This is a genomic window from Pseudomonas sp. B21-035 (genome assembly GCF_024748945.1).
In the GTDB taxonomy this organism is placed as follows: Bacteria; Pseudomonadota; Gammaproteobacteria; order Pseudomonadales; family Pseudomonadaceae; genus Aquipseudomonas.
This window is the reverse complement of the sequence record NZ_CP087179.1, coordinates 5,410,204-5,429,978: the sequence shown is the minus strand read 5'-3', so window position 1 is coordinate 5,429,978 and position 19,775 is coordinate 5,410,204. Positions and strand designations below refer to the sequence as shown.

Here is a 19,775-nt window from a genome sequence, read left to right as displayed (position 1 = left end):
TCGTTTTTGCATCTGGGCGACATTGGCCCTAGGCATATGCTGGCTCCAAAGCGCCGGCAGACGATTCGGCGCAGGTTATTACCAATAAAGGGGACAGCCTGATGAGCCCAGCCGAATTACACGCCGACAGCATCGTTATCGACGGGCTGATCATTGCCAAATGGAACCGCGAGCTGTTCGAGGACATGCGCAAGGGCGGCCTGACCGCAGCCAACTGCACAGTGTCGGTCTGGGAAGGCTTCCAGGCCACGGTCAACAACATCGCCGCCAGCCAGAAGCTGATTCGCGACAACAGCGACCTGGTGATGCCGGTGCGCACCACCGCCGACATCCGCAAGGCCAAGGAACTGGGCAAGACCGGCATCCTCTTCGGCTTCCAGAACGCCCATGCCTTCGAAGACCAGATCGGCTACGTGGAGGTGTTCAAGCAGTTGGGCGTGGGTATCGTGCAGATGTGCTACAACACCCAGAACCTGGTCGGTACCGGTTGCTATGAGCGTGACGGCGGGCTATCGGGCTTTGGCCGCGAGATTGTCGCCGAGATGAACCGCGTCGGGGTCATGTGCGACCTCTCCCATGTCGGTTCCAAGACCTCCGAAGAAGTCATCCTCGAATCGAAAAAGCCGGTGTGCTACTCCCACTGCCTGCCTTCCGGGCTCAAGGAACACCCGCGCAACAAGTCCGATGAAGAGCTCAAGTTCATTGCCGATCACGGCGGTTTCGTCGGCGTTACCATGTTCGCGCCGTTCTTGGCCAAGGGTATCGATTCGACCATCGACGACTACGCCGAAGCCATCGAATACACCATGAACATTGTTGGTGAAGACTCCATCGGCATCGGTACCGACTTCACCCAAGGCCACGGCCAGGATTTTTTCGAGTACCTGACCCACGACAAGGGCTACGCCCGGCGCCTGACCAACTTCGGCAAGATCATTAACCCGCTGGGCATCCGCACCGTGGGCGAGTTCCCCAACCTCACCGAGACCCTGCTCAAACGCGGCCACTCCGAGCGCGTGGTGCGCAAGATCATGGGCGAGAACTGGGTCAACGTTCTAAAGGACGTCTGGGGCGAGTGAATACCTCTGGAGCCTACTCCGCTCGCCGATAGCTGCGTCAGGTCCTCGCGAAAAGCTCGCCGTACCTCGGTACTGTCTCGCCTTTCGCTCCGGTCCTTCCTTGCTCTCGACGTGCTCGCTACGGCTCCAAAGGCATTCACAGCGGCTGTTTATTGAAGAGCAAAGCCAAAGCGGCTTTGCATCGTGAATACCACATTTCTGGAGTTCAGTTTCCATGGCCAAGATCGCCCCGCAATTGCCTATCGAAGTCGACAGCGAAACCGGTGTCTGGACCAGCGACGCCCTGCCGATGCTGTACGTGCCGCGGCATTTCTTCGTCAACAACCACATGGGCATCGAGGAAGTACTGGGCGCCGAGGCCTATGCCGAGATCCTCTACAAGGCCGGCTACAAGTCTGCCTGGCACTGGTGCGAGAAAGAGGCCGAATGCCACGGCCTGCAAGGCGTGGCGGTGTTCGAGCACTACATGAAGCGCCTGTCCCAGCGCGGCTGGGGCCTGTTCAAGATCCAGGACATCGACCTCGACAAGGGCACCGCCAGCGTCAAGCTCGAGCATTCGGCGTTCGTGTATGTGTACGGCAAGGTCGGGCGCAAGGTCGACTACATGTTCACCGGCTGGTTCGCCGGGGCCATGGACCAGATCCTGGCCGCCCGCGGCAGCAACATTCGCACGGTCGCCGAGCAGGTCTACGGCGGTTCGCAAGAAGGCCACGACGACGGCCTGTTCATCGTCAAGCCGTTGTAAGTCGAGGATCCCGCCATGGCTTTCGAAGCAATGTTCCAGCCGATCCAGATCGGCAAACTGACCATCCGCAACCGGGTACTGAGCACTGCGCACGCCGAGGTCTACGCTACCGATGGCGGCATGACCACCGAGCGCTACGTGAAGTACTACGAAGAGAAAGCCAAGGGCGGCATCGGCCTGGCGATTTGCGGCGGCTCCTCGGTGGTGGCCATCGACAGCCCGCAGGAATGGTGGGCGTCGGTGAACCTCTCGACCGACCGCATCATCCCGCACTTCCAGAACCTGGCCGACGCCATGCACAAGCATGGCGCCAAGATCATGATCCAGATTACCCACATGGGCCGTCGCTCGCGCTGGGACGGCTTCAACTGGCCGACCCTGATGTCGCCATCGGGGGTGCGCGAGCCGGTGCACCGGGCCACCTGCAAGACCATCGAGCCAGAAGAAATCTGGCGGGTGATCGGCAACTACGCGCAGGCCGCTCGCCGGGCCAAGGAAGGTGGCCTGGACGGCGTCGAGCTGTCGGCGGTGCACCAGCACATGATCGACCAGTTCTGGAGCCCGCGGGTCAACAAGCGCACCGACGAATGGGGCGGCACCTTTGAAGGGCGGATGAAGTTCGGCCTGGAAGTGCTCAAGGCCGTGCGTGCCGAAGTGGGCCCGGACTTTTGCGTGGGCATGCGCATCTGCGGTGACGAGTTCCACCCCGATGGCCTCAGCCACGAGGACATGAAGGAAATCGCCAAGTACTACGACGCCACCGGCATGCTGGATTTTTTCGGCGTGATCGGTTCGGGCTGCGACACCCACAACACCCTGGCCAACGTCATTCCCAACATGAGTTTCCCGCCCGAGCCGTTCCTGCACCTGGCAGCCGGCATCAAGGAAGTGGTCAAGGTGCCGGTGCTGCACGCGCAGAACATCAAGGACCCGAACCAGGCTACGCGCATTCTCGAAGGCGGTTATGTCGACATGGTCGGCATGACCCGTGCGCACATCGCCGACCCGCACCTGATCGCCAAGATCAAGATGGGCCAGATCGACCAGATCAAGCAGTGCGTGGGTGCCAACTACTGCATCGACCGCCAGTACCAGGGCCTGGACGTGCTGTGCATCCAGAACGCCGCGACCTCCCGTGAATACATGGGCGTGCCGCACATCATCGAGAAAAGCACCGGACCCAAGCGCAAGGTGGTGGTGGTTGGCGCCGGGCCTGCGGGCATGGAAGCCGCGCGCGTGGCAGCAGAGCGCGGCCATGACGTCACCCTGTTCGAGAAGAAGGACGCCATCGGCGGGCAGATCAGCATTGCCGCCAAGGCGCCGCAGCGCGACCAGATCGCCGGTATCACCCGCTGGTACCAGCTGGAGCTGGCGCGCCTGAAGGTCGACTTGCGCCTGGGGACTGCCGCCGATATCGACACCATTCAAGACCTGCGCCCGGACATCATCGTGCTGGCGGTGGGCGGCCATCCATTCATCGAGCAGAACGAACACTGGGGCGCCGCCGAAGGGCTGGTGGTCAGCAGCTGGGACGTGCTCGACGGCAAGGTGGCGCCGGGCAAGAACGTGCTGGTGTACGACACCATCTGCGAATTCACCGGCATGTCGGTGGCCGACTACATTGCCGACAAAGGCAGCCAGGTCGAGATTGTCACCGACGACATCAAGCCGGGCGTGGCCATTGGCGGCACGTCGTTCCCGACCTACTACCGCAGCATGTACCCCAAAGAAGTGATCATGACCGGCGACCTGATGCTGGAAAAGGTCTACCGCGAGGGTGACAAACTGGTGGCGGTGCTGGAGAACGAATACACCGGCGCCAAAGAGGAGCGGGTGGTCGACCAGGTGGTGATCGAGAACGGTGTACGGCCGGACGAGGCGCTGTACTACGGCCTCAAGGAAGGCTCGCGCAACAAGGGCCAGATCGACATCGAAGCGCTGTTCGCGATCAAGCCGCAGCCGATTCTCAGCCAGCCGGGCGAAGGCTACTTGCTGTATCGCATCGGCGACTGCGTGGCGCAGCGCAATACCCATGCCGCTATCTACGATGCACTCCGGCTTTGTAAGGATTTCTAAGGCAGCTGCAAGCGGCAAGCTTCAAGCGGTAAGCAAGAGCAGCGCGGTGTTGCCCTGGCTTGCGGCTTGAGGCTTGAGGCTTGCACCTGAAAGGTGCCTCTAAATGTTGAACACCCTTATCCCCATCCTCCTGTTCGCCGCCCTGGGCCTTGCTGTCCTGGGCGCGCTGCGGCGCGTGCGGATGTGGCGCCAGGGTCGGCCTTCGAAGGTCGATCTGCTCGGCGGCCTGCTGGCCATGCCCCGGCGCTATATGGTTGACCTGCACCACGTGGTCGCCCGCGACAAGTACATGGCCAACACCCACGTGGCCACCGCTGGCGGCTTTGTCCTGGCGGCGGTGCTGGCGATCCTGGTGCATGGCTTCGGTCTGCATAACAAGATTCTCGGCTACGCCTTGCTGTTCGCTACTGTGCTGATGTTTGCCGGTGCGCTGTTCGTTTACAAACGCCGGCTCAATCCGCCGTCGCGGCTGTCCAAAGGCCCATGGATGCGCTTGCCGAAAAGCCTGCTGGTGTTCGCCGCAAGCTTCTTCATCGCCACCTTGCCGGTCGCCGGGATCCTCCCCGAAGGCTTCGGCGGCTGGCTGCTGGTGGCGCTGCTGGGGCTTGGCGTGTTGTGGGGCGTGTCCGAGCTGTTCTTCGGCATGACCTGGGGCGGGCCGATGAAGCATGCCTTCGCCGGTGCCCTGCACCTGGCCTGGCACCGGCGTGCCGAGCGCTTTGGCGGTGGCCGTTCGACCGGGCTCAAGCCCATCGACCTGGAAGACCCGCAAGCGTTGCTGGGGGTAGAAAAGCCCAAGGATTTCACCTGGAACCAATTGCTCGGTTTTGACGCCTGCGTGCAGTGCGGCAAGTGCGAGGCCGTGTGCCCGGCGTTTGCCGCCGGCCAGCCGCTGAACCCGAAAAAACTCATCCAGGACATGGTCGTTGGCCTGGCCGGTGGTACCGATGCCAAGTTTGCCGGCAGCCCCTATCCTGGCAAAGCCATTGGCGAGCATGGCGGCAACCCGCACCAGCCGATCGTCAACGGCCTGGTCGATGCCCAGACCCTGTGGTCGTGCACCACCTGCCGCGCCTGCGTCGAGGAATGCCCGATGATGATCGAGCACGTCGATGCCATCGTCGACATGCGCCGCCACCTGACCCTGGAAAAAGGCGCGACACCGAACAAGGGCGCCGAGGTGCTGGACAACCTGATCGCCACCGACAACCCCGGCGGCTTCGCCCCGGGCGGGCGGATGAACTGGGCGGCGGACCTCAACCTCAACCTGCTCGGCGACATCAAGACCGCCGAGGTGCTGTTCTGGGTCGGCGATGGTGCCTTCGACATGCGCAACCAGCGCACCCTGCGCGCTTTCGTCAAAGTGCTCAAAGCCGCGCAAGTGGACTTCGCCGTGCTCGGCCTGGAAGAGCGCGACAGCGGTGACGTGGCCCGGCGCCTGGGCGATGAAGCGACCTTCCAGCAACTGGCCCGGCGCAATATCCAGACCCTGGCCAAGTACAACTTCAAGCGCATCGTCACCTGCGATCCGCACAGCTTCCACGTGCTCAAGAACGAATACGGGGCCTTCGGCGGCAACTACCTGGTGCAGCACCACAGCACTTACATCGCCGAGCTGATTGGCGCAGGCGCGCTCAACCTGGGCCAGCACAAGGGCGGCAGCGTGACCTACCACGACCCGTGCTACCTGGGCCGCTACAACGGTGAGTACGAGGCGCCGCGCGAGGTATTGCGCGCTCTCGGCATCGAGGTCAGGGAGATGCAGCGGTCGGGCTTGCGTTCGCGCTGCTGCGGCGGTGGCGGCGGAGCGCCGATTACCGATATTCCGGGCAAACAACGGATCCCCGACATGCGTATGGATGACATCCGCGAAACCGCCGCCGAGCTGGTGGCCGTGGGTTGTCCACAGTGCACGGCGATGCTTGAGGGCGTAGTCGAGCCCCGTCCGCTGATCAAGGACCTGGCGGAACTGGTTGCCGACGCCATTCTCGAAGAACCGGCGGCGCCGAGCAAACCCGCTCCGGCACAGCGTGAACCTGCGGAGGTGCACTGATGAGCGACATTATTCGCCGTGATCCGCGCGCCGAGTGGATCGCCCGCAACCGCTTGCACCCGCTGCATGCGGCCATGCAGCAGGGCCAGCAACACAGCTGGATGGGGCCCAACGGCATCATTCGCAAGAACCCGCACGGGGTTGGCTTCATCGGCCCCAATGGCCTCAAGCGCATCGACCGCAGCGGCGCCCAGCAGGGTGGCAGCAGCAAGCGCACGGCTGCGGCCGTGGTGCAATTGCTGCTGCACCAGGTGGCACAGCCGGCGTTCTACATCGCCGTGGTTCCAGACATGGTCGGCGGTCGCCTGGGCAGTCACGACCGCGACCTGCTGGGCCTGGCCCACAGCCTGGCCGGTAGCGACGGCGCGGTGCTGGCAGTGGTGTTTGGCGAACACAAGGAAAGCAACTTTTCCACAGCCGGTGTCGATCGCCTGCTGGTCATCGAAGGTGACGAGTTCGCAGGTTACGCACCGGAGCAGTTGGTGCAGGGCCTGCGCGCTGTGGATAACCAGTACAGCCCACGCCATTGGCTGCTGCCAGACAGCCGCACGGGTGGCGGCGAGCTGGGCCGGCGCTTTGCTGCGGCCATTGGCGAACGCCCGGCGACTCGGGTCTGGCAGGTCAAGGACGGGCAGTGCAGCGGCCGCGCCGGCGCTGGCCAGCAAGACCTGGTCCGCGGCTTGCCGCGCTTGATCCTGGCAGCCGCCGAATGTGCGGAACCGGTCAGTGAAACCCGTCATGAAGCCTTGCCGGTGCAGTTATCCACAAGTGCTGTGCGCAGCTTGTCACGCATTGAAGACCTCGGCCCGGTGGCCGTCGATCCGGCGGCCATCGCCATGGCCGAGGCCGAATTCATTGTCTCGGGCGGTAATGGCGTCAAGGATTGGGAACTGTTCCACCGCGCCACCGTGGCCCTCGGCGCGACCGAAGGCGCCTCGCGGGTAGCAGTGGACGACGGCTTTATGCCACGCAATCGCCAGGTCGGTGCCACCGGTACCTGGGTGACCGCGCGGGTATACCTGGCTGTGGGTATCTCCGGGGCGATCCAGCACCTGCAGGGCATCGGCGCCTGCGACAAGGTGGTGGCGATCAACATGGACCCGGGCTGCGACATGATCAAGCGTGCCGACCTGTCGGTGATCGGCGACAGCGCGGCGATTCTCCAGGCGCTGATCGAGGCTGTGGAAAACTACCGCAACGACGTCAAGCGCGATGCGGCCTGAGGGCAGGGGATAACTATGCACACCAAGGTCATCAGTCTGGTTTCAATCGGTGCCCACCCAAGCTCTGGCCGCTCTCGACGTGCCGAGCAGGATGCCCGGGCGGTAGAGCTGGGCCTGCAGCTGGCTGGGGATAACTTGCAGGTGCTGCACGCCGGCGACCCGCAGGAGCCGGCCTTGCGCGCTTACCTGGGTATGGGCCTGGAGCACATCGACGTGCTTGAACAGCCACATGGCGCCGATGCCCTGGGCGTACTCGGCGATTACCTGCGCGACGCTGGCGCTCAATTGGTGCTGACCGGCAGCCAGGCGGAAACCGGCGAAGGTTCGGGGATGCTGCCGTTCCTGCTGGCCGAGCGTCTGGGCTGGCCGCTGGTGGTGGGCCTGGCCGAAGTTGAATCTATCCACAATGGTGTCGCCCAGGTGCTGCAGGCCCTGCCACGGGGCCAGCGGCGGCGTCTGAAGGTACGCCTGCCGCTGCTGGCGACTGTGGATAACGCCGCGCCCAAGCCGCGCCAGAGCGCCTTTGGCCCGGCCCGGCGCGGGGTGTTGGCAGCGCGCCAGGTGGATGTTGTCGAAGACGAGTTATTCACAAGCGCCGAGCTGCAGCCGGCCAAGCCACGGCCCAAGCGCCTGAAAGTGATCAAGGCCAAGAGCGGCGCCGACCGCATGAAAGCTGCTACCGCCAAGGCCAGTGGCGGTGGTGGGCAAGTACTCAAGGACCTCTGCCCCGCAGACGGCGCGCAAGCCATCCTCAAGCTGCTGGTGGAAGAGGGCGTATTACGCTGACAGTTGCTCACAAAGTCTGTTGGCCGATCTGTGGATAAAGTGTTCGTGTATGGCTGCAGGGCACGCATTGCGTGCCCTTCGGCGTTATGGTCAAAAAATGATCAAGCTAAGTTGTGTATTTTTCGAGGTTTTCTCCCTCTGGCTCGGCTGAGTTTGCCCACAATCGCTGTTGGCGGGTCTGTGGATAATATGTTCGCCCATGGCTGAGAGGCCCGTGTGGCAAGGGCTGCGCACGGTTGATCAAAAACTAGCCAATTGCCGTGTTTATGCCTGCCCACGCCCGTTTTTTCGGTTGTTCAGGGCGTTATCCACAACGCTTTTTCACCGCTGCGACTTTTGCACACAAAGTCTGTTGGCGTCTCTGTGGATAAGGTGTTCGCCTTCCGCTGTGAGCCTTGTATTTAAAGGCGTGCAGAGATTTGATCAAATATTGATCAATAAAATTTAGTGGGAAAAACAACGACTTGCCCACATTAGCTGTGGGCTGTCCTGTGGATAAAGTGTTTGTTCTATCGAGGGCCCCAGTAAGGCCGGGGTGTTGCGGGGTATGGTCAAAATTTGATCAGCTCCCACAGGATTTACAGGTACCTACAAATCCTGTGGGAGCGGCGGTGCGACGCCTCGACTTGCCCCGCGATAAGGTTACTGCGCAGCCACACCCTTCAGATAAGGCGCCGGCGCCGCCCCCAGGTTGCTCAGCATCCGCTCGCTGTACCAATCGACGAAATTAACCACGCCAAACTCATAGGTCTTCGAATAAGGCCCGGGCTGATACGCCGTGGAGTTGATCCCACGCTGGTTCTCTTCAGCCAGGCGCCGGTCCTGGTCGTTGGTGGCGTCCCACACCTGGCGCATGCGCGCCGGGTCGTAGTCCACACCTTCAACCGCATCCTTGTGCACCAGCCACTTGGTGGTGACCATGGTCTCCTGGGCGCTGATCGGCCACACAGTGAAGACGATGATGTGATCGCCCATGCAGTGGTTCCACGAGTGCGGCAGGTGCAGGATGCGCATCGAGCCGAGATCCGGGTTCTTGATCCGGCCCATGAGCTTCTGGCAGCCCTGCTTGCCATCCAGGGTCATCGACACCGTGCCCTTGAGCAGCGGCATGCGCACGATACGGTTACGCAGGCCGAAGCTTGCGTGGGCGTAGGGGATCTTCTCGGCATCCCAGGCGGCAGCCGAGGTGGCGACGTGGTCCTTGAACGCCTGGTCGGCGCGTGGGTCGGTGACGTCGTCCCATTCCAGCAGGGTTTTCAGCAGTTCAGGGTGCGAGCCGCTGCAGTGGTAGCACTCGCGGTTGTTTTCCAGCACCAGCTTCCAGTTGGCCTTCTCCATCAAGATGGTTTGCACCGCCACCTTGGTGTTCTCCATGTCGTAGGGTTCCATGTAGTGGGTCAGGGTGGCGAGGAAGTCGTCAATCGCCGGCGGGTTCTCGGCCAGGCTGATGAAGATGTAGCCACCGGCGGTCTTGACGTTCACAGGCTTGAGGCCGTACTGCTTCATGTCGAAATCGGCGCCCATTTCGGTGCCGGCAAACAGCAGGCGGCCGTCCAGCTCGTAGGTCCACTGGTGGTAATGGCAGACCAGCTTGGCGACCTTGCCCTTGTCGCTGGTGCACAGGCGTGAACCGCGATGGCGGCAGACGTTGTGGAAGGCGTGCACCTGGCCTTCGGCACCGCGCACCACCAGGATCGGGTTCTTGCCGATCTGCAGGGTGATGAAGTTGCCCTTGGTCGGGATTTCACAGGTCATCCCGGCGATCAGCCATTCCTTCTGGAAGATTTCTTCCATGTCGATCTGGAACAGGCGCTCGTCGCAGTAGAACGGCTGTGGCAGCGAGAAGGTCCGCTCGCGGCTCTGCAGCATCTCGGCGGTGGCCTTGCGTGCAGGTTCCAGTGGATCGCCCAGACTCAAAGTTGCGGTGACGTCCATCGTGTAGGTCCTCATGGCCAGTGCTTGTGGCCGGTGAAAGTGGCTAATCGTTGTTATGGCGACGCAAGGCTCAAGTACAGCAGGATCATGTGCGATGGAGTGTGCGTTCGAAGGGCGCAGGAACCATATCCATGGACGACATGATCAGATCCGTTTCCGACGCGTAAGCCCCCGTGGCTGGGGGCTGGTCGCGATAAGCACGCCAATGTCGCGGATAGGTAAGTGTCGCCTGCGCGGCTTAAGCAGAATCGCAGCCATCAGGCCGCAGTCGGCCGTGGAGACGAGCATGTCCAACAGCTTCCTCAATCCGGTCAGCACCCAGACCTGGGCCAACGGCCGCCACATCGTCCGTTGCGTCAAGGTGATCCAGGAAACCTGGGACGTGCGCACCTTCTGTTTCATGGCCGACCAGCCGATCATGTTCTTCTTCAAGCCCGGGCAGTTCGTCACCCTGGAGCTTGAGATCGATGGCGAGCCGATCATGCGCTCGTACACCATCTCAAGCTCGCCGTCGGTGCCCTACAGTTTCTCGGTGACCATCAAGCGCGTGCCCGGCGGCAAGGTCTCCAACTGGCTACACGACACATTGCACGAAGGCCAGGAGCTGGCGGTGCACGGCCCGGTCGGGCTGTTCAACGCCATGGATTTCCCCAGCCCCAAGGTGCTGTACCTCAGCGGCGGCGTCGGTATCACCCCGGTGATGTCCATGGCCCGCTGGTTCTATGACACCAACGGCAATGTCGACATGGTTTTCGTTCATAGCGCGCGCTCACCGAAAGACATCATCTATCACCGCGAGCTGGAACATATGGCGTCGCGAATCGACAACTTCAGCCTTCATATCATTTGCGAGAAGCACGGCTTGGGCGAGCCCTGGGCGGGCTATCGCGGCTACCTGAACCAGAAGCTGATGGAGTTGATCGCCCCGGACTACCTGGAACGGGAGATTTTCTGCTGCGGCCCGACGCCCTACATGAACGCGGTCAAGCGCCTGCTGGAAAGTAGCGGCTACGACATGAGCCGCTACCATGAAGAGTCGTTCGGCGCGACCCCGGCCGAGGTCAAGGCCGATGCCGTGGAACACGCCGAACAAGCCGCCGAAGCTGCCGAGGTGGACGCCGGCGACCTGCACCAAGTCGAATTCACCGCCACCGGCAAGAGCATCCGCGTCGCCCCGGGCGAGACCGTGCACGCGGCGGCGGCCAAGCTCGGGCTGATGATCCCCAAGGCCTGCGGCATGGGCATCTGCGGCACCTGCAAGGTGCTCAAGCTGGGCGGCGAAGTGGAGATGGAACACAACGGTGGCATCACTGATGACGATGTGGCGGAGGGTTATATTTTGTCCTGCTGCAGTGTGCCGAAGGGTGACGTACGGATTGAGTACTAGTGTTGCAGACACCGCCGTAAAGCTGCGGCTGGCGATCTTCATGGACATGGTTGTGGTCGCTGATCCACTTGTAGTCGGCGTCGCTCAGGTCCAGGTCGGCCAGCAGCAGTTGCGCTTCGGGCAGGCTGCTGGCGCCAGCCAGGGGAAAGCCGTCGGCATCGACAATGGTTGAACCGCCCACCCAGTCGACCCCGCGTTCGCTGCCATGGCGATCACAAACCGCGATGAACATGCGATTCACTGCTGCCCCCGCCTGAACCCGGACGATTTCTGCCGGGCGCTCCTCGGGAGGGCGGGGGAATTCTGGCCAGTTGGCGGGCGCACACAACAACTGTGCACCACTCAGCGCAGCCAGGCGTACCCACTCCGGGAGCTCCAGGTCATAACAGATCATCAGTGCTATTCGCCCTTTGGCCGTTCGCACAACGGGTGGCGGTTGTTCGCCCGGTGTGAAGATGAGTTTTTCCCGGTCCCACAGGTGCACCTTGCGATAGCAGGTGATCCAGCCCTGAGGCTCGATCAGCACTACGCTGTTGGCGACTTCGGTTGCCGACAGGCGTTCGCACAGGCCGGCCACCACCATGATCTCGTGTTGCCGGGCGAGGGCGAACCAACCCTTGACCGTGGCGTCGTATAAACCCTCGGCAACGCTCAAGGCTTCGTCGCGGTCTTCAAACACGTAGCCGCTCTGCATAAGCTCCGGCAGCACGACCAGTTCCGCGCCTTCCCGGGCGGCCTCGATGATCGCTGCATTGGAAACTTCGCGGTTATGGATTACATCGGCAACTTTCGGTGCAACTTGGGCGCAAGCAATGCGCAGCGGCAGTGATGATGTGTTCATGTGTGCTCTCCTGAAAATAATGATCAGGCGATATAAAATAGTTAGCGTCAACTGGCATTTTTGCTAGTTCAAGTTCCGTGTTTTTGATTGCCAATCAATATAACTATTGAAGACCCCCGGCTCTATGCTGTGAGTTCATCACTGCCTTCAGGCGGAGCCTGATATGTCCTCGATCCCTTCACGAATTCTTTCCGCCAAGCGTGTGCTGGATAATCAGGTTCGGGCGCTGATTCCAGACTTTCCTTTTGACTATGGGCAGTACCTGGCGGACAAGGGGCCGGCACCGCTTGGCCGAATCCAGCCACAGCATCATGGCCAGCAAGTGCTGGTGGTGGGGGCCGGCGTGGCCGGGCTGGTTGCCGCCTATGAAGCAATGCGCATGGGCCTGCATCCGGTTTTGGTGGAGGCCAGCGGACGCATAGGCGGGCGCCTGTATTCGACCGCGGTCAACGATAGCGTGCCGTTTGAGCGCGGTGCCATGCGCTTTCCGTTGTCGGGCCAGGCGCTGATGCATTACTTCAGCAAAGTGCGCATGCGGGATAACACTGAAGACTTTCCCAATCCCGGAAGTGCCGCCGCCGTTAGTACTGTCGTTGATTATGCCGACGAAAAATATTACTACGAAGTCGGCAATGACAACTTTCCCCGGCCGCCGGCGTTCGAGAACATTGAAATCAAGTTCTTCGATGAGTTTCTCGAGCAGGCGCCTATCCATTTCAAGGAAATGGAACACGCCATGTCTGCCGGGACAATAGACCCGGCGAAAATCAAACTGTTGTGGAATGCAATTTTGCGCGAAGGCTGGGACAACCTCAGCTTTCATGCCGCGATGGTCGAGCAGGCGCGTTGGCCTGCCGACGAGATTAACCTGTTCGGCCAGATCGGCTTTGGTACGGGTGGCTGGAACACCGACTTTCCCAATTGCTTTCTGGAAGTACTGCGGGTGCTGTATACCGGGCTGGATATCAACCACCTGTTGATGCGCGACGGTGCCGACCAGTTGCCCCTACGGCTTTGGCAACAACCTGCAGCGGCCTTTGGTGATGACAGCGTGTTCTGGCCGCAGAACATGACCCTGGAAGAACTGGCGAGCGCGTTTCCGGGCGACCCGCTGCGCCAGGAAGTTCGGCAGATCAAGCGCCTGACAGCGGGCGAAGGTGGCGGTTTCGAAGTGCTCTGCCATGACCTGCAGAGCGGACGCGACCAACGCCTGCGCTACGCCAGTGTGGTCTACACCCCGCATGTGCGGATACTCGACAAGTTCCGCTACATGAACGGCGCCGAAGGCCTTGAGGCCAGCCGTTCGCTGCTGACGCAGCAGCAATGGGAAGCAGTGATGTATACCCACTACATGCAGTCGGCCAAGGTATTTGCCGCTACCCGCGAGCCGTTCTGGACCCAGCGCGGGCCGGACGGCAAGCAACTGATGAGTATTACCCTGTCTGACCGCCTGACCCGTGGCACCTACCTGGTGGACTACAGCCGAAACCCGGGAGCCTACAAAGGTAGTGGGGTTTTCTTGTCATATACCTGGAACGACGACAGCCTGAAGTTTCTCGGTGACCGTCAGGGCGACCTGCCGCAGCATGGCGAGTTGTGCACCGCCTTGCTCGATCAGGTTTATCCCGGCCTGGACCTGGCTTCGCATTTCCCTGCGGCAGACCCCTTTGTCGAGATCAACTGGGAGAACGAGCCTTTCTATCTTGGGGCTTTCAAGATGAACCTGCCGGGCCAGTACGAGTACCAGCGGCTGTTGTTCAGCCAGTTCAAGGAGGGCAGTGACGGTAGCGCAGTGGATGGCTTCATCCTGGCCGGCGACGATGTGTCCTGGACCGGCGGTTGGGCTGAAGGGGCGGTGACCACGGCACTTAATGCCGTGGACAAACTGGCCACGCGCTACAACAACGGCTTCAGCCCCGAGGGCGGTCCCATTGCGCAGTGGGACCCCCTCAAGCCGGCTGCGCTGGCCGATCTGCAGGTCAAACGCTAAAGCGCGACACCAGCCCGCTCAGGTCCACCGCCAGGCGCGACAGCTCGGCACTGGCGGCGCTGGTCTGGTGGGCGCCGGTGGCCGACTGCACCGAAAGATCGTTGATGTTGACCAGGTTGCGGTCGACTTCGCGGGCAACCTGGGCCTGCTCTTCGGCGGCGCTGGCGATCACCAGGTTGCGTTCGTTGATCTCGGCCACCGCGCCGGTGATGGTTTCCAGCGCCAGGCCGGCGCCACGGGCGATGTTCAGGGTCGACTCGGCGCGTTCGGTGCTGTTGCGCATGGAGTTGACCGCCTGCTCGGTGCCGCCCTGGATACTGCCGATCATCCGTTCGATTTCGCTGGTCGACTGCTGGGTGCGGTGGGCCAGGGCGCGCACTTCATCAGCCACTACGGCAAAGCCGCGGCCGGCTTCCCCGGCACGCGCCGCTTCGATGGCGGCGTTGAGTGCCAGCAGGTTGGTCTGGTCGGCCAGGCCGCGAATCACATCGAGCACCTTGCCAATATCACGCGACTCTTCCGCCAGGTTGCCGATCAGTTCGGCAGTGCCTTGCACGTCGGTGCTCATGCGCTCGATGGCGCTGACGGTTTCCATGACCAGGTCACGGCCGTCACCGGCCGAACGGGTGGCTTCCTTGGAGGCTTCCGAGGTGCTCACGGCATTGCGCGCGACTTCTTCGACGGCGCTGGTCATCTCGGTGACGGCCGTGGCGGCCTGTTCGATTTCGTTGTTCTGTTGCTGCAGGCCACGGGCGCTTTCGTCGGTGACGCTGTTGAGCTCTTCGGCCGCCGATGCCAGCTGGGTGGCCGAGCCGGAAATCTGCTGCAGGGTGTCGCGCAGCTTGTTCTGCATCTTGGCCATGGCCTTGAGCAGACGCGCTGCTTCGTCCTGGCCTTCGGCGTGGATGCTGCGGGTCAGGTCGCCTTCGGCAATCCGCTCGGCGGCCTGCAGGGCTTCGTCGATCGGCTTGACGATGCTGCGGGTCAGCAGCAGGGCGCAGATCAGGGTCAGGGCGGTGGCGGCCAGCAGCAGGCCGATCACCAGAGTCACGGCATTGGAATATTGTTCGGCGGCGGTGCGGTTGATCTCGCTGGTTTGTTCGGTGTTGATGCTGACCAGTTGATCCATGACGCTGTTGATCTGCTCGGAGCTGTCGAGCATGTCGCGGTTGATCAGGTTGCGCAGGGTGTCCAGGTCATTGTTCTGCGAGGCCAGGCGCATGCGGTTTTCCAGTTGGCGGTACTGGCCCAGCAACTGTACGTACTGGTTGTAGGCCGAGCGTTCCTGGTTGCCGAAGATCAACGGTTCGTAGTTGCGGCGCGCGTCGTCGATCTGCTGGTTGCGCTGGTCGATCAGCTTGAGGGTGGCCTGCAGGGTGTCGGCTTCGCGGTTGAGCAGCAGGCGGTACGACAGGGTGCGCAGGCGCAGGGTCAGCTGGGTCAGTTGGTCGAGGTTGGTCAGGCTTGGCACCGTCGAGGTCTCGATGGTTTCGCCGGCCTGGCGAATCTTGCTCATCTGGTTCAGGGCGAACAGACCCAGGGCCAGCATCAGCGCACCGATCAGAGCAAAGCCCAGAAGCGCGCGCGGGGCGATATTCATGTTGCGTAGGGACATGGTGGTATCCAGGAGGGAAAAGGGCACGCGAACCGTGCGCAGGAGTCAGGACTGCCATGCCTATCGGTCGGCGGGGTAAAGACTTGAGCGGGCGAAGATGAAATTGTGAGGCAGCTATCTTTTTTCCTGACCGGTGGTAGGCAAAACGGGGAACCGGACCCGCATCGGCGGGTCAATCTGCACCAGGCCGAAGCGTCTAAACCCGATATCCCTGGCTAGCACGCGGACTTTTCTTTATCGTGTGCGCCCCCTGAAACACCCCGAGAAGGCAATCATGTTGGAAACTTCCCTTAGTCAACTGGAGCAACTGGTCAGCGACCTGGTGCAGAAGAATCAGGAACTGACCGAGCGCAACGCGCAAATCAGTGCCGAACTGGCCCAGGCCAAAGATGAAAACGACAGCCTGCAACTGAGCCTGCTGGAGCAGGAAGAAAAGCAGGGCGCTACCGCCGCACGCATCCAGGCCCTGGTTGAGCGTGCCAGCGTTGGTGCCGTGAACGCATGAAAACCTCAGCGCAGCCGATCAATGTCGTGTCGATCCTCGGCAGCGATTATTCGATCAAGGCCCCCGAAGGCCAGGAGCAGGCGCTGGCGCAAGCGGTGCAGATGCTCAATGCCTCATTGGCCGATACCAAGCGTAAATACCCGACTCTGATCGGTGACAAGCTGCTGGTACTGGCAGCCCTCAACCTGTGCTCGCAGCAGATCGAACTGCAACAGCAGCACCAGCAGGCCCTCGACCGTTACCAAGAGCAAGTCAACGCCACGGTCGATGTGATTGCGCGGACCATCAGCAACAGCTGATCGCCTCCAAAGCCCCAAGCTAAACCTTTTTGCCAGCTCACCGCCTTCGGGAGGGTGGGCCGGCATTGCTGTGGATCACTGTCATTATTGTATTTCCTGTTGTATACAATTGGCCTGTCTCTTGCACTACAGGGCTTATTTACCCAGGGGAAATACATGCAGTTCTGGCGGCGCAGTATCCAGTGGCAATTGATCGCAAGCATGGGCGCAGCGCTGTTGCTGAGCATTCTGGTGGTGGTCGGCATCTACAGCGTGGCGGTCAATCGGCTGACCGAGCGTTACCTGGTCGACACTGCCTTGCCGGCGAGCATTGAGGCGATTCGTAACGACATCGAGCGCATGCTTGGCCGGCCGCTGACGGCGGCGGCGGACATCGCCAACAACACCCTGCTGCGCGACTGGCTGGCGGCGGGCGAAGACAGTGCCCAGGCGCCGCAATTCATCGAGTACCTCGAAGCCCTGCGCAAGCACAACCAGGCCTTTACCGCGCTGTTTGCCGCGACCGCGAGCAACCACTACTACAACGAGAAAGGCCTGGACCGCACCCTGAGCCGCAGCAACCCGGCGGACAAATGGTTCTTCGGCTTCATCGACAGCGGCAACCCGCGGCTGCTGAACATCGACACCGATGGCAGCACCGGCGAACTGGCGCTGTTCATCGATTATCGGGTGGAAAAAGCCGGGCAACTGGTGGGCATCGCCGGGCTTGGCCTGCGCATGACCGAACTGTCCGAGCTGATTCACAACTTCAGTTTTGGCGAGCACGGGCGAGTCATGCTGGTGCGCGGCGACGGTTTGATCCAGGTGCATCCGCAGGCGCAGTTCAGCGGCAAGCGGCAGTTGGCCGAACAGATTGGTGGCGAGGCTGCCAAAGTTGTCTTGAGCCGTGAGCAGGGCCTGCACAGCAGCCGCTTCGAGCGCGATGGCGAGGGCTACCTGGCCCTCAGCCTGCCGCTGCGTGACCTCAACTGGACGCTGGTTGCCGAAGTGCCAGAAGCGCAGATCTACGCCCAGGTACGCGAGACCGTCTGGCTGACCAGCCTGATTGGCGGCGCAGTGGCGTTGGTGTCGCTGTTGCTGGTGGTACTGCTGGCACGCGGTATCGTCCGGCCGATCCGCCGCGTGACCGCTGCCCTGATGGCCATCGGCAATGGCGGCGGCGACCTGACCCAGCGCCTGGACGAGAACCGTGCAGACGAACTCGGCGACCTGGCCCGTGGCTTCAACCGCTTTCTCGACAGCCAGCGTGACCTGATCGGCGAAGTGCTGAGCACCAGTGAGCGCCTGCGGGCCTCGGTGGCGCAAGTCACGCAAGTGGTGGACAACACCGCCGAGCGTTCCGGCCGCCAACAGGAAATGACCGAGATGGTCGCCACCGCCGTGCATGAGATGGGCCTGACCGTGCAGGACATTGCCCAGAATGCCGGCAATGCCGCGCACGCCTCGCAAACCGCGCGCAGCGAAGCGCTACAGGCCCGCGACGTAGTGCGCCGCTCGATTGCCCATATCGAGGGCATGTCCGAGGAGATTGGCCAGGCGGCCAGTGCAGTGGGGGAGCTGGCTACGGAGGTGGCGTCGATCGACGAAGTGCTGGCGGTGATCCGCAGCATCTCCGAGCAGACCAACCTGCTGGCGCTCAACGCTGCCATCGAAGCGGCGCGGGCCGGCGAAATGGGCCGCGGCTTTGCCGTGGTCGCCGATGAAGTACGAACCCTGGCGCGGCGCACCCAGGTGTCCACCGATGAAGTGCAGCAAATGATCCTGCGCCTCAAGCAGGGTGCCGGCAGTGCGGTGGCGTCGATGCAGGCCGGGCAGGCGGCAACCGGTACGGGCGTGGAGTCGAGCCAGCAGACCGGTGCTTCGCTGGGGACCATCACCGAGCAGGTCGAGCACATCAGTGACATGAACCATCAGGTGGCGACAGCGACTGAAGAGCAGTCGGCGGTGACCGAGGAGATCAACCGCACGGTGCAGGGGATTTCCGACCTGGCGCGGGAAACGGCGGTGGATGTGCAGGGGTGCCGGGAGGAGTGCCAGGCGCTGCGCGGGCTGGCCGATGACCTGGCGCGGCAGATGGGTGGGTTTCGCCTTTGAAATTATCGCGGGGCAAGCCCGCTCCCACCGGATTTCATTGATCTTCGGTGGGAGCGGGCTTGCCCCGCGATAAGGCCCTCAAGCCCCCATCACCGCCCGGATATCCGCCGCCAGCTCACGCACCCGCGCCTCTTCGGTATCCCACGAGCACATGAAGCGTGCGCCGCCGCTGCCGATGAAGGTGTAAAAGCGCCAGCCCTTGTTGCGCAAGGCTTCCAGCGCCGGTTCCGACATCTGCAGGAACACCCCGTTGGCCTCCACCGGGAACATCAGCTCAACCCCCGGCACATCGCGAACCAGTTCGCTGAGCAACTGCGCGCAGTGGTTGGCATGCACAGCGTGGCGCTGCCAGGCGCCGTCTTCCAGCAAACCGACCCAGGGTGCCGACAAAAAGCGCATCTTCGACGCCAGTTGCCCGGCCTGCTTGCAGCGGTAGTCGAAGTCTTCGGCCAGCTCGCGGTTGAAGAACAGGATCGCTTCACCCACCGCCATGCCGTTCTTGGTGCCGCCAAAGCACAGCACATCGACACCGGCCTTCCAGGTTAGCTCCGCCGGGCTGCAGCCAAGGAACGCGCAGGCGTTGCTGAAGCGGGCGCCGTCCATGTGCAGGTTCAGGCCCAGCTCCTTGCAGGTGGCGCTGATGGCCTTGAGCTCGTCCGGGCGGTAGACGCTGCCGACCTCGGTGGCCTGGGTGATGGTCACCACCCGTGGCTTGGGGTAGTGGATGTCCTGGCGCTTGAGCGCCACTTCGCGGATCGACTCGGGGGTCAGCTTGCCGGCTTCGCTGCGCGCGGTGAGCAGCTTGGAGCCGTTGGAGAAGAACTCCGGGGCGCCGCATTCGTCGGTCTCGACGTGGGCGGTCTCCGAGCAGATCACGCTGTGATAGCTCTGGCACAGCGACGACAGCGCCAGCGAGTTGGCGGCGGTGCCGTTGAAGGCGAAGAACACTTCGCAGTCGGTTTCGAACAATTTGCGGAAGTATTCCGAGGCACGTGCCGTCCATTGGTCGTCGCCGTAGGCGCGCTCGTGGCCCTGGTTGGCCTTTTCCATGGCGGCCCAGGCTTCGGGGCAGATACCTGAGTAGTTGTCGCTGGCGAATTGCTGGCTTTTATCTGGCATGACACTGTCCTGTGAACGACGCAGACGA

General features: G+C 62.2%; 15 protein-coding genes and 2 pseudogenes. 12 read left to right on the top strand and 5 right to left on the bottom strand.

The window, feature by feature from the left end; genetic code table 11:
- The first annotated feature begins 101 nt into the window (after positions 1–101).
- The 6 genes from LOY22_RS24855 (at position 102) to LOY22_RS24830 (ending at position 7,962) form a co-directional block, all read left to right on the top strand.
- Positions 102–1,079, top strand: a complete 978-nt coding sequence (locus LOY22_RS24855; RefSeq protein WP_123565301.1) for a dipeptidase — start codon at positions 102–104, stop codon at positions 1,077–1,079.
- Positions 1,080–1,293: 214 nt separating this feature from the next.
- On the top strand, positions 1,294–1,824 hold the full coding sequence (locus LOY22_RS24850; RefSeq protein WP_045202287.1) for a 4-vinyl reductase: 531 nt from the start codon (positions 1,294–1,296) through the stop codon (positions 1,822–1,824).
- A 15-nt stretch (positions 1,825–1,839) separates the two neighbouring features.
- The gene (dgcA, locus tag LOY22_RS24845; RefSeq protein WP_093378706.1) at positions 1,840–3,900 is read left to right on the top strand and encodes a dimethylglycine demethylation protein DgcA; all 2,061 of its coding nucleotides are present in this window, start codon (positions 1,840–1,842) and stop codon (positions 3,898–3,900) included.
- A gap of 103 nt (positions 3,901–4,003) precedes the next feature.
- Positions 4,004–5,953, top strand: coding sequence for a dimethylglycine demethylation protein DgcB (gene dgcB, locus LOY22_RS24840; RefSeq protein ID WP_258595196.1), 1,950 nt, complete (start codon positions 4,004–4,006; stop codon positions 5,951–5,953).
- Positions 5,953–7,176: an electron transfer flavoprotein subunit alpha/FixB family protein gene (locus tag LOY22_RS24835; protein WP_213603037.1), complete on the top strand. Its 1,224-nt coding sequence runs from the start codon at positions 5,953–5,955 to the stop codon at positions 7,174–7,176. The genes dgcB and LOY22_RS24835 overlap by 1 nt, the downstream gene beginning before the upstream one ends.
- Positions 7,177–7,191: 15 nt before the next feature.
- Positions 7,192–7,962: an electron transfer flavoprotein subunit beta gene (locus tag LOY22_RS24830; protein WP_258595194.1), complete on the top strand. Its 771-nt coding sequence runs from the start codon at positions 7,192–7,194 to the stop codon at positions 7,960–7,962.
- A gap of 642 nt (positions 7,963–8,604) precedes the next feature.
- Here the strand turns inward: LOY22_RS24830 and gbcA are convergent.
- Positions 8,605–9,897 (bottom strand): glycine-betaine demethylase subunit GbcA, encoded by a 1,293-nt coding sequence (gene gbcA / locus LOY22_RS24825; protein WP_258595193.1) that lies wholly within the window; start codon positions 9,895–9,897, stop codon positions 8,605–8,607.
- Positions 9,898–10,183: 286 nt separating this feature from the next.
- Between gbcA and gbcB the strand changes: the two genes are divergently transcribed.
- The gene (gene gbcB, locus LOY22_RS24820) at positions 10,184–11,284 is read left to right on the top strand and encodes a glycine-betaine demethylase subunit GbcB (RefSeq protein WP_093378723.1); all 1,101 of its coding nucleotides are present in this window, start codon (positions 10,184–10,186) and stop codon (positions 11,282–11,284) included.
- Here gbcB and LOY22_RS24815 read toward each other — a convergent pair.
- Entirely contained in the window at positions 11,205–12,125 is a 921-nt protein-coding gene (locus LOY22_RS24815) for a nitrilase-related carbon-nitrogen hydrolase (protein WP_093378727.1), read from the bottom strand. The genes gbcB and LOY22_RS24815 overlap by 80 nt on opposite strands.
- Positions 12,126–12,288: 163 nt before the next feature.
- Between LOY22_RS24815 and LOY22_RS24810 the strand changes: the two genes are divergently transcribed.
- On the top strand, positions 12,289–14,115 hold the full coding sequence (locus LOY22_RS24810) for a flavin monoamine oxidase family protein (RefSeq protein WP_258595191.1): 1,827 nt from the start codon (positions 12,289–12,291) through the stop codon (positions 14,113–14,115).
- On the opposite strand, the gene LOY22_RS27185 is transcribed toward LOY22_RS24810, so the two are convergent.
- Together LOY22_RS27185 and LOY22_RS27180 are read right to left on the bottom strand one after the other, a co-directional pair.
- Entirely contained in the window at positions 14,105–14,968 is an 864-nt protein-coding gene (locus LOY22_RS27185; RefSeq protein ID WP_408980920.1) for a methyl-accepting chemotaxis protein, read from the bottom strand. The two genes, LOY22_RS24810 and LOY22_RS27185, sit on opposite strands and share 11 nt — an antisense overlap.
- Positions 14,960–15,715 (bottom strand): annotated as a pseudogene (locus tag LOY22_RS27180) (MCP four helix bundle domain-containing protein); the annotation flags it as partial. The gene LOY22_RS27185 and the pseudogene LOY22_RS27180, both read right to left, overlap by 9 nt.
- Before the next feature lie 289 nt (positions 15,716–16,004).
- Here LOY22_RS27180 and LOY22_RS24800 point away from each other — a divergent pair.
- The 4 genes and pseudogenes from LOY22_RS24800 (at position 16,005) to LOY22_RS27170 (ending at position 18,628) form a co-directional block, all read left to right on the top strand.
- On the top strand, positions 16,005–16,235 hold the full coding sequence (locus LOY22_RS24800; RefSeq protein WP_045202365.1) for a hypothetical protein: 231 nt from the start codon (positions 16,005–16,007) through the stop codon (positions 16,233–16,235).
- Entirely contained in the window at positions 16,232–16,534 is a 303-nt protein-coding gene (locus LOY22_RS24795; RefSeq protein WP_038998322.1) for a cell division protein ZapA, read from the top strand. The genes LOY22_RS24800 and LOY22_RS24795 overlap by 4 nt, the downstream gene beginning before the upstream one ends.
- 156 nt (positions 16,535–16,690) lie before the next feature.
- A pseudogene (locus LOY22_RS27175) lies at positions 16,691–17,767 on the top strand (cache domain-containing protein); the annotation flags it as partial.
- Positions 17,768–17,890: 123 nt separating this feature from the next.
- The gene (locus tag LOY22_RS27170) at positions 17,891–18,628 is read left to right on the top strand and encodes a methyl-accepting chemotaxis protein (RefSeq protein WP_408980610.1); all 738 of its coding nucleotides are present in this window, start codon (positions 17,891–17,893) and stop codon (positions 18,626–18,628) included.
- Between the two features lie 78 nt (positions 18,629–18,706).
- Here the strand turns inward: LOY22_RS27170 and LOY22_RS24785 are convergent, their stop codons facing one another.
- Positions 18,707–19,747 carry a low specificity L-threonine aldolase gene (locus tag LOY22_RS24785; RefSeq protein WP_093378747.1) on the bottom strand — a complete coding sequence of 347 codons (1,041 nt, stop codon included), beginning with the start codon at positions 19,745–19,747 and terminating at the stop codon, positions 18,707–18,709.
- Positions 19,748–19,775: the final 28 nt, after the last annotated feature.

What these genes read in the sequence shown, in the direction of transcription:
- LOY22_RS24835 (WP_213603037.1), top strand. Translation starts at nt 5,953, where the DNA reads ATGAGCGACATTATTCGCCGTGATCCGCGCGCCGAGTGGATCGCCCGC.
- gbcA (WP_258595193.1), bottom strand. Translation starts at nt 9,897, where the DNA reads ATGGACGTCACCGCAACTTTGAGTCTGGGCGATCCACTGGAACCTGCA.
- dgcA (WP_093378706.1), top strand. Translation starts at nt 1,840, where the DNA reads ATGGCTTTCGAAGCAATGTTCCAGCCGATCCAGATCGGCAAACTGACC.
- LOY22_RS24830 (WP_258595194.1), top strand. Translation starts at nt 7,192, where the DNA reads ATGCACACCAAGGTCATCAGTCTGGTTTCAATCGGTGCCCACCCAAGC.
- LOY22_RS24855 (WP_123565301.1), top strand. Translation starts at nt 102, where the DNA reads ATGAGCCCAGCCGAATTACACGCCGACAGCATCGTTATCGACGGGCTG.
- dgcB (WP_258595196.1), top strand. Translation starts at nt 4,004, where the DNA reads ATGTTGAACACCCTTATCCCCATCCTCCTGTTCGCCGCCCTGGGCCTT.
- LOY22_RS24785 (WP_093378747.1), bottom strand. Translation starts at nt 19,747, where the DNA reads ATGCCAGATAAAAGCCAGCAATTCGCCAGCGACAACTACTCAGGTATC.
- LOY22_RS24850 (WP_045202287.1), top strand. Translation starts at nt 1,294, where the DNA reads ATGGCCAAGATCGCCCCGCAATTGCCTATCGAAGTCGACAGCGAAACC.
- LOY22_RS24795 (WP_038998322.1), top strand. Translation starts at nt 16,232, where the DNA reads ATGAAAACCTCAGCGCAGCCGATCAATGTCGTGTCGATCCTCGGCAGC.
- LOY22_RS24800 (WP_045202365.1), top strand. Translation starts at nt 16,005, where the DNA reads ATGTTGGAAACTTCCCTTAGTCAACTGGAGCAACTGGTCAGCGACCTG.
- LOY22_RS27185 (WP_408980920.1), bottom strand. Translation starts at nt 14,968, where the DNA reads ATGCAGAACAAGCTGCGCGACACCCTGCAGCAGATTTCCGGCTCGGCC.
- LOY22_RS24815 (WP_093378727.1), bottom strand. Translation starts at nt 12,125, where the DNA reads ATGAACACATCATCACTGCCGCTGCGCATTGCTTGCGCCCAAGTTGCA.
- LOY22_RS24810 (WP_258595191.1), top strand. Translation starts at nt 12,289, where the DNA reads ATGTCCTCGATCCCTTCACGAATTCTTTCCGCCAAGCGTGTGCTGGAT.
- gbcB (WP_093378723.1), top strand. Translation starts at nt 10,184, where the DNA reads ATGTCCAACAGCTTCCTCAATCCGGTCAGCACCCAGACCTGGGCCAAC.
- LOY22_RS27170 (WP_408980610.1), top strand. Translation starts at nt 17,891, where the DNA reads ATGACCGAGATGGTCGCCACCGCCGTGCATGAGATGGGCCTGACCGTG.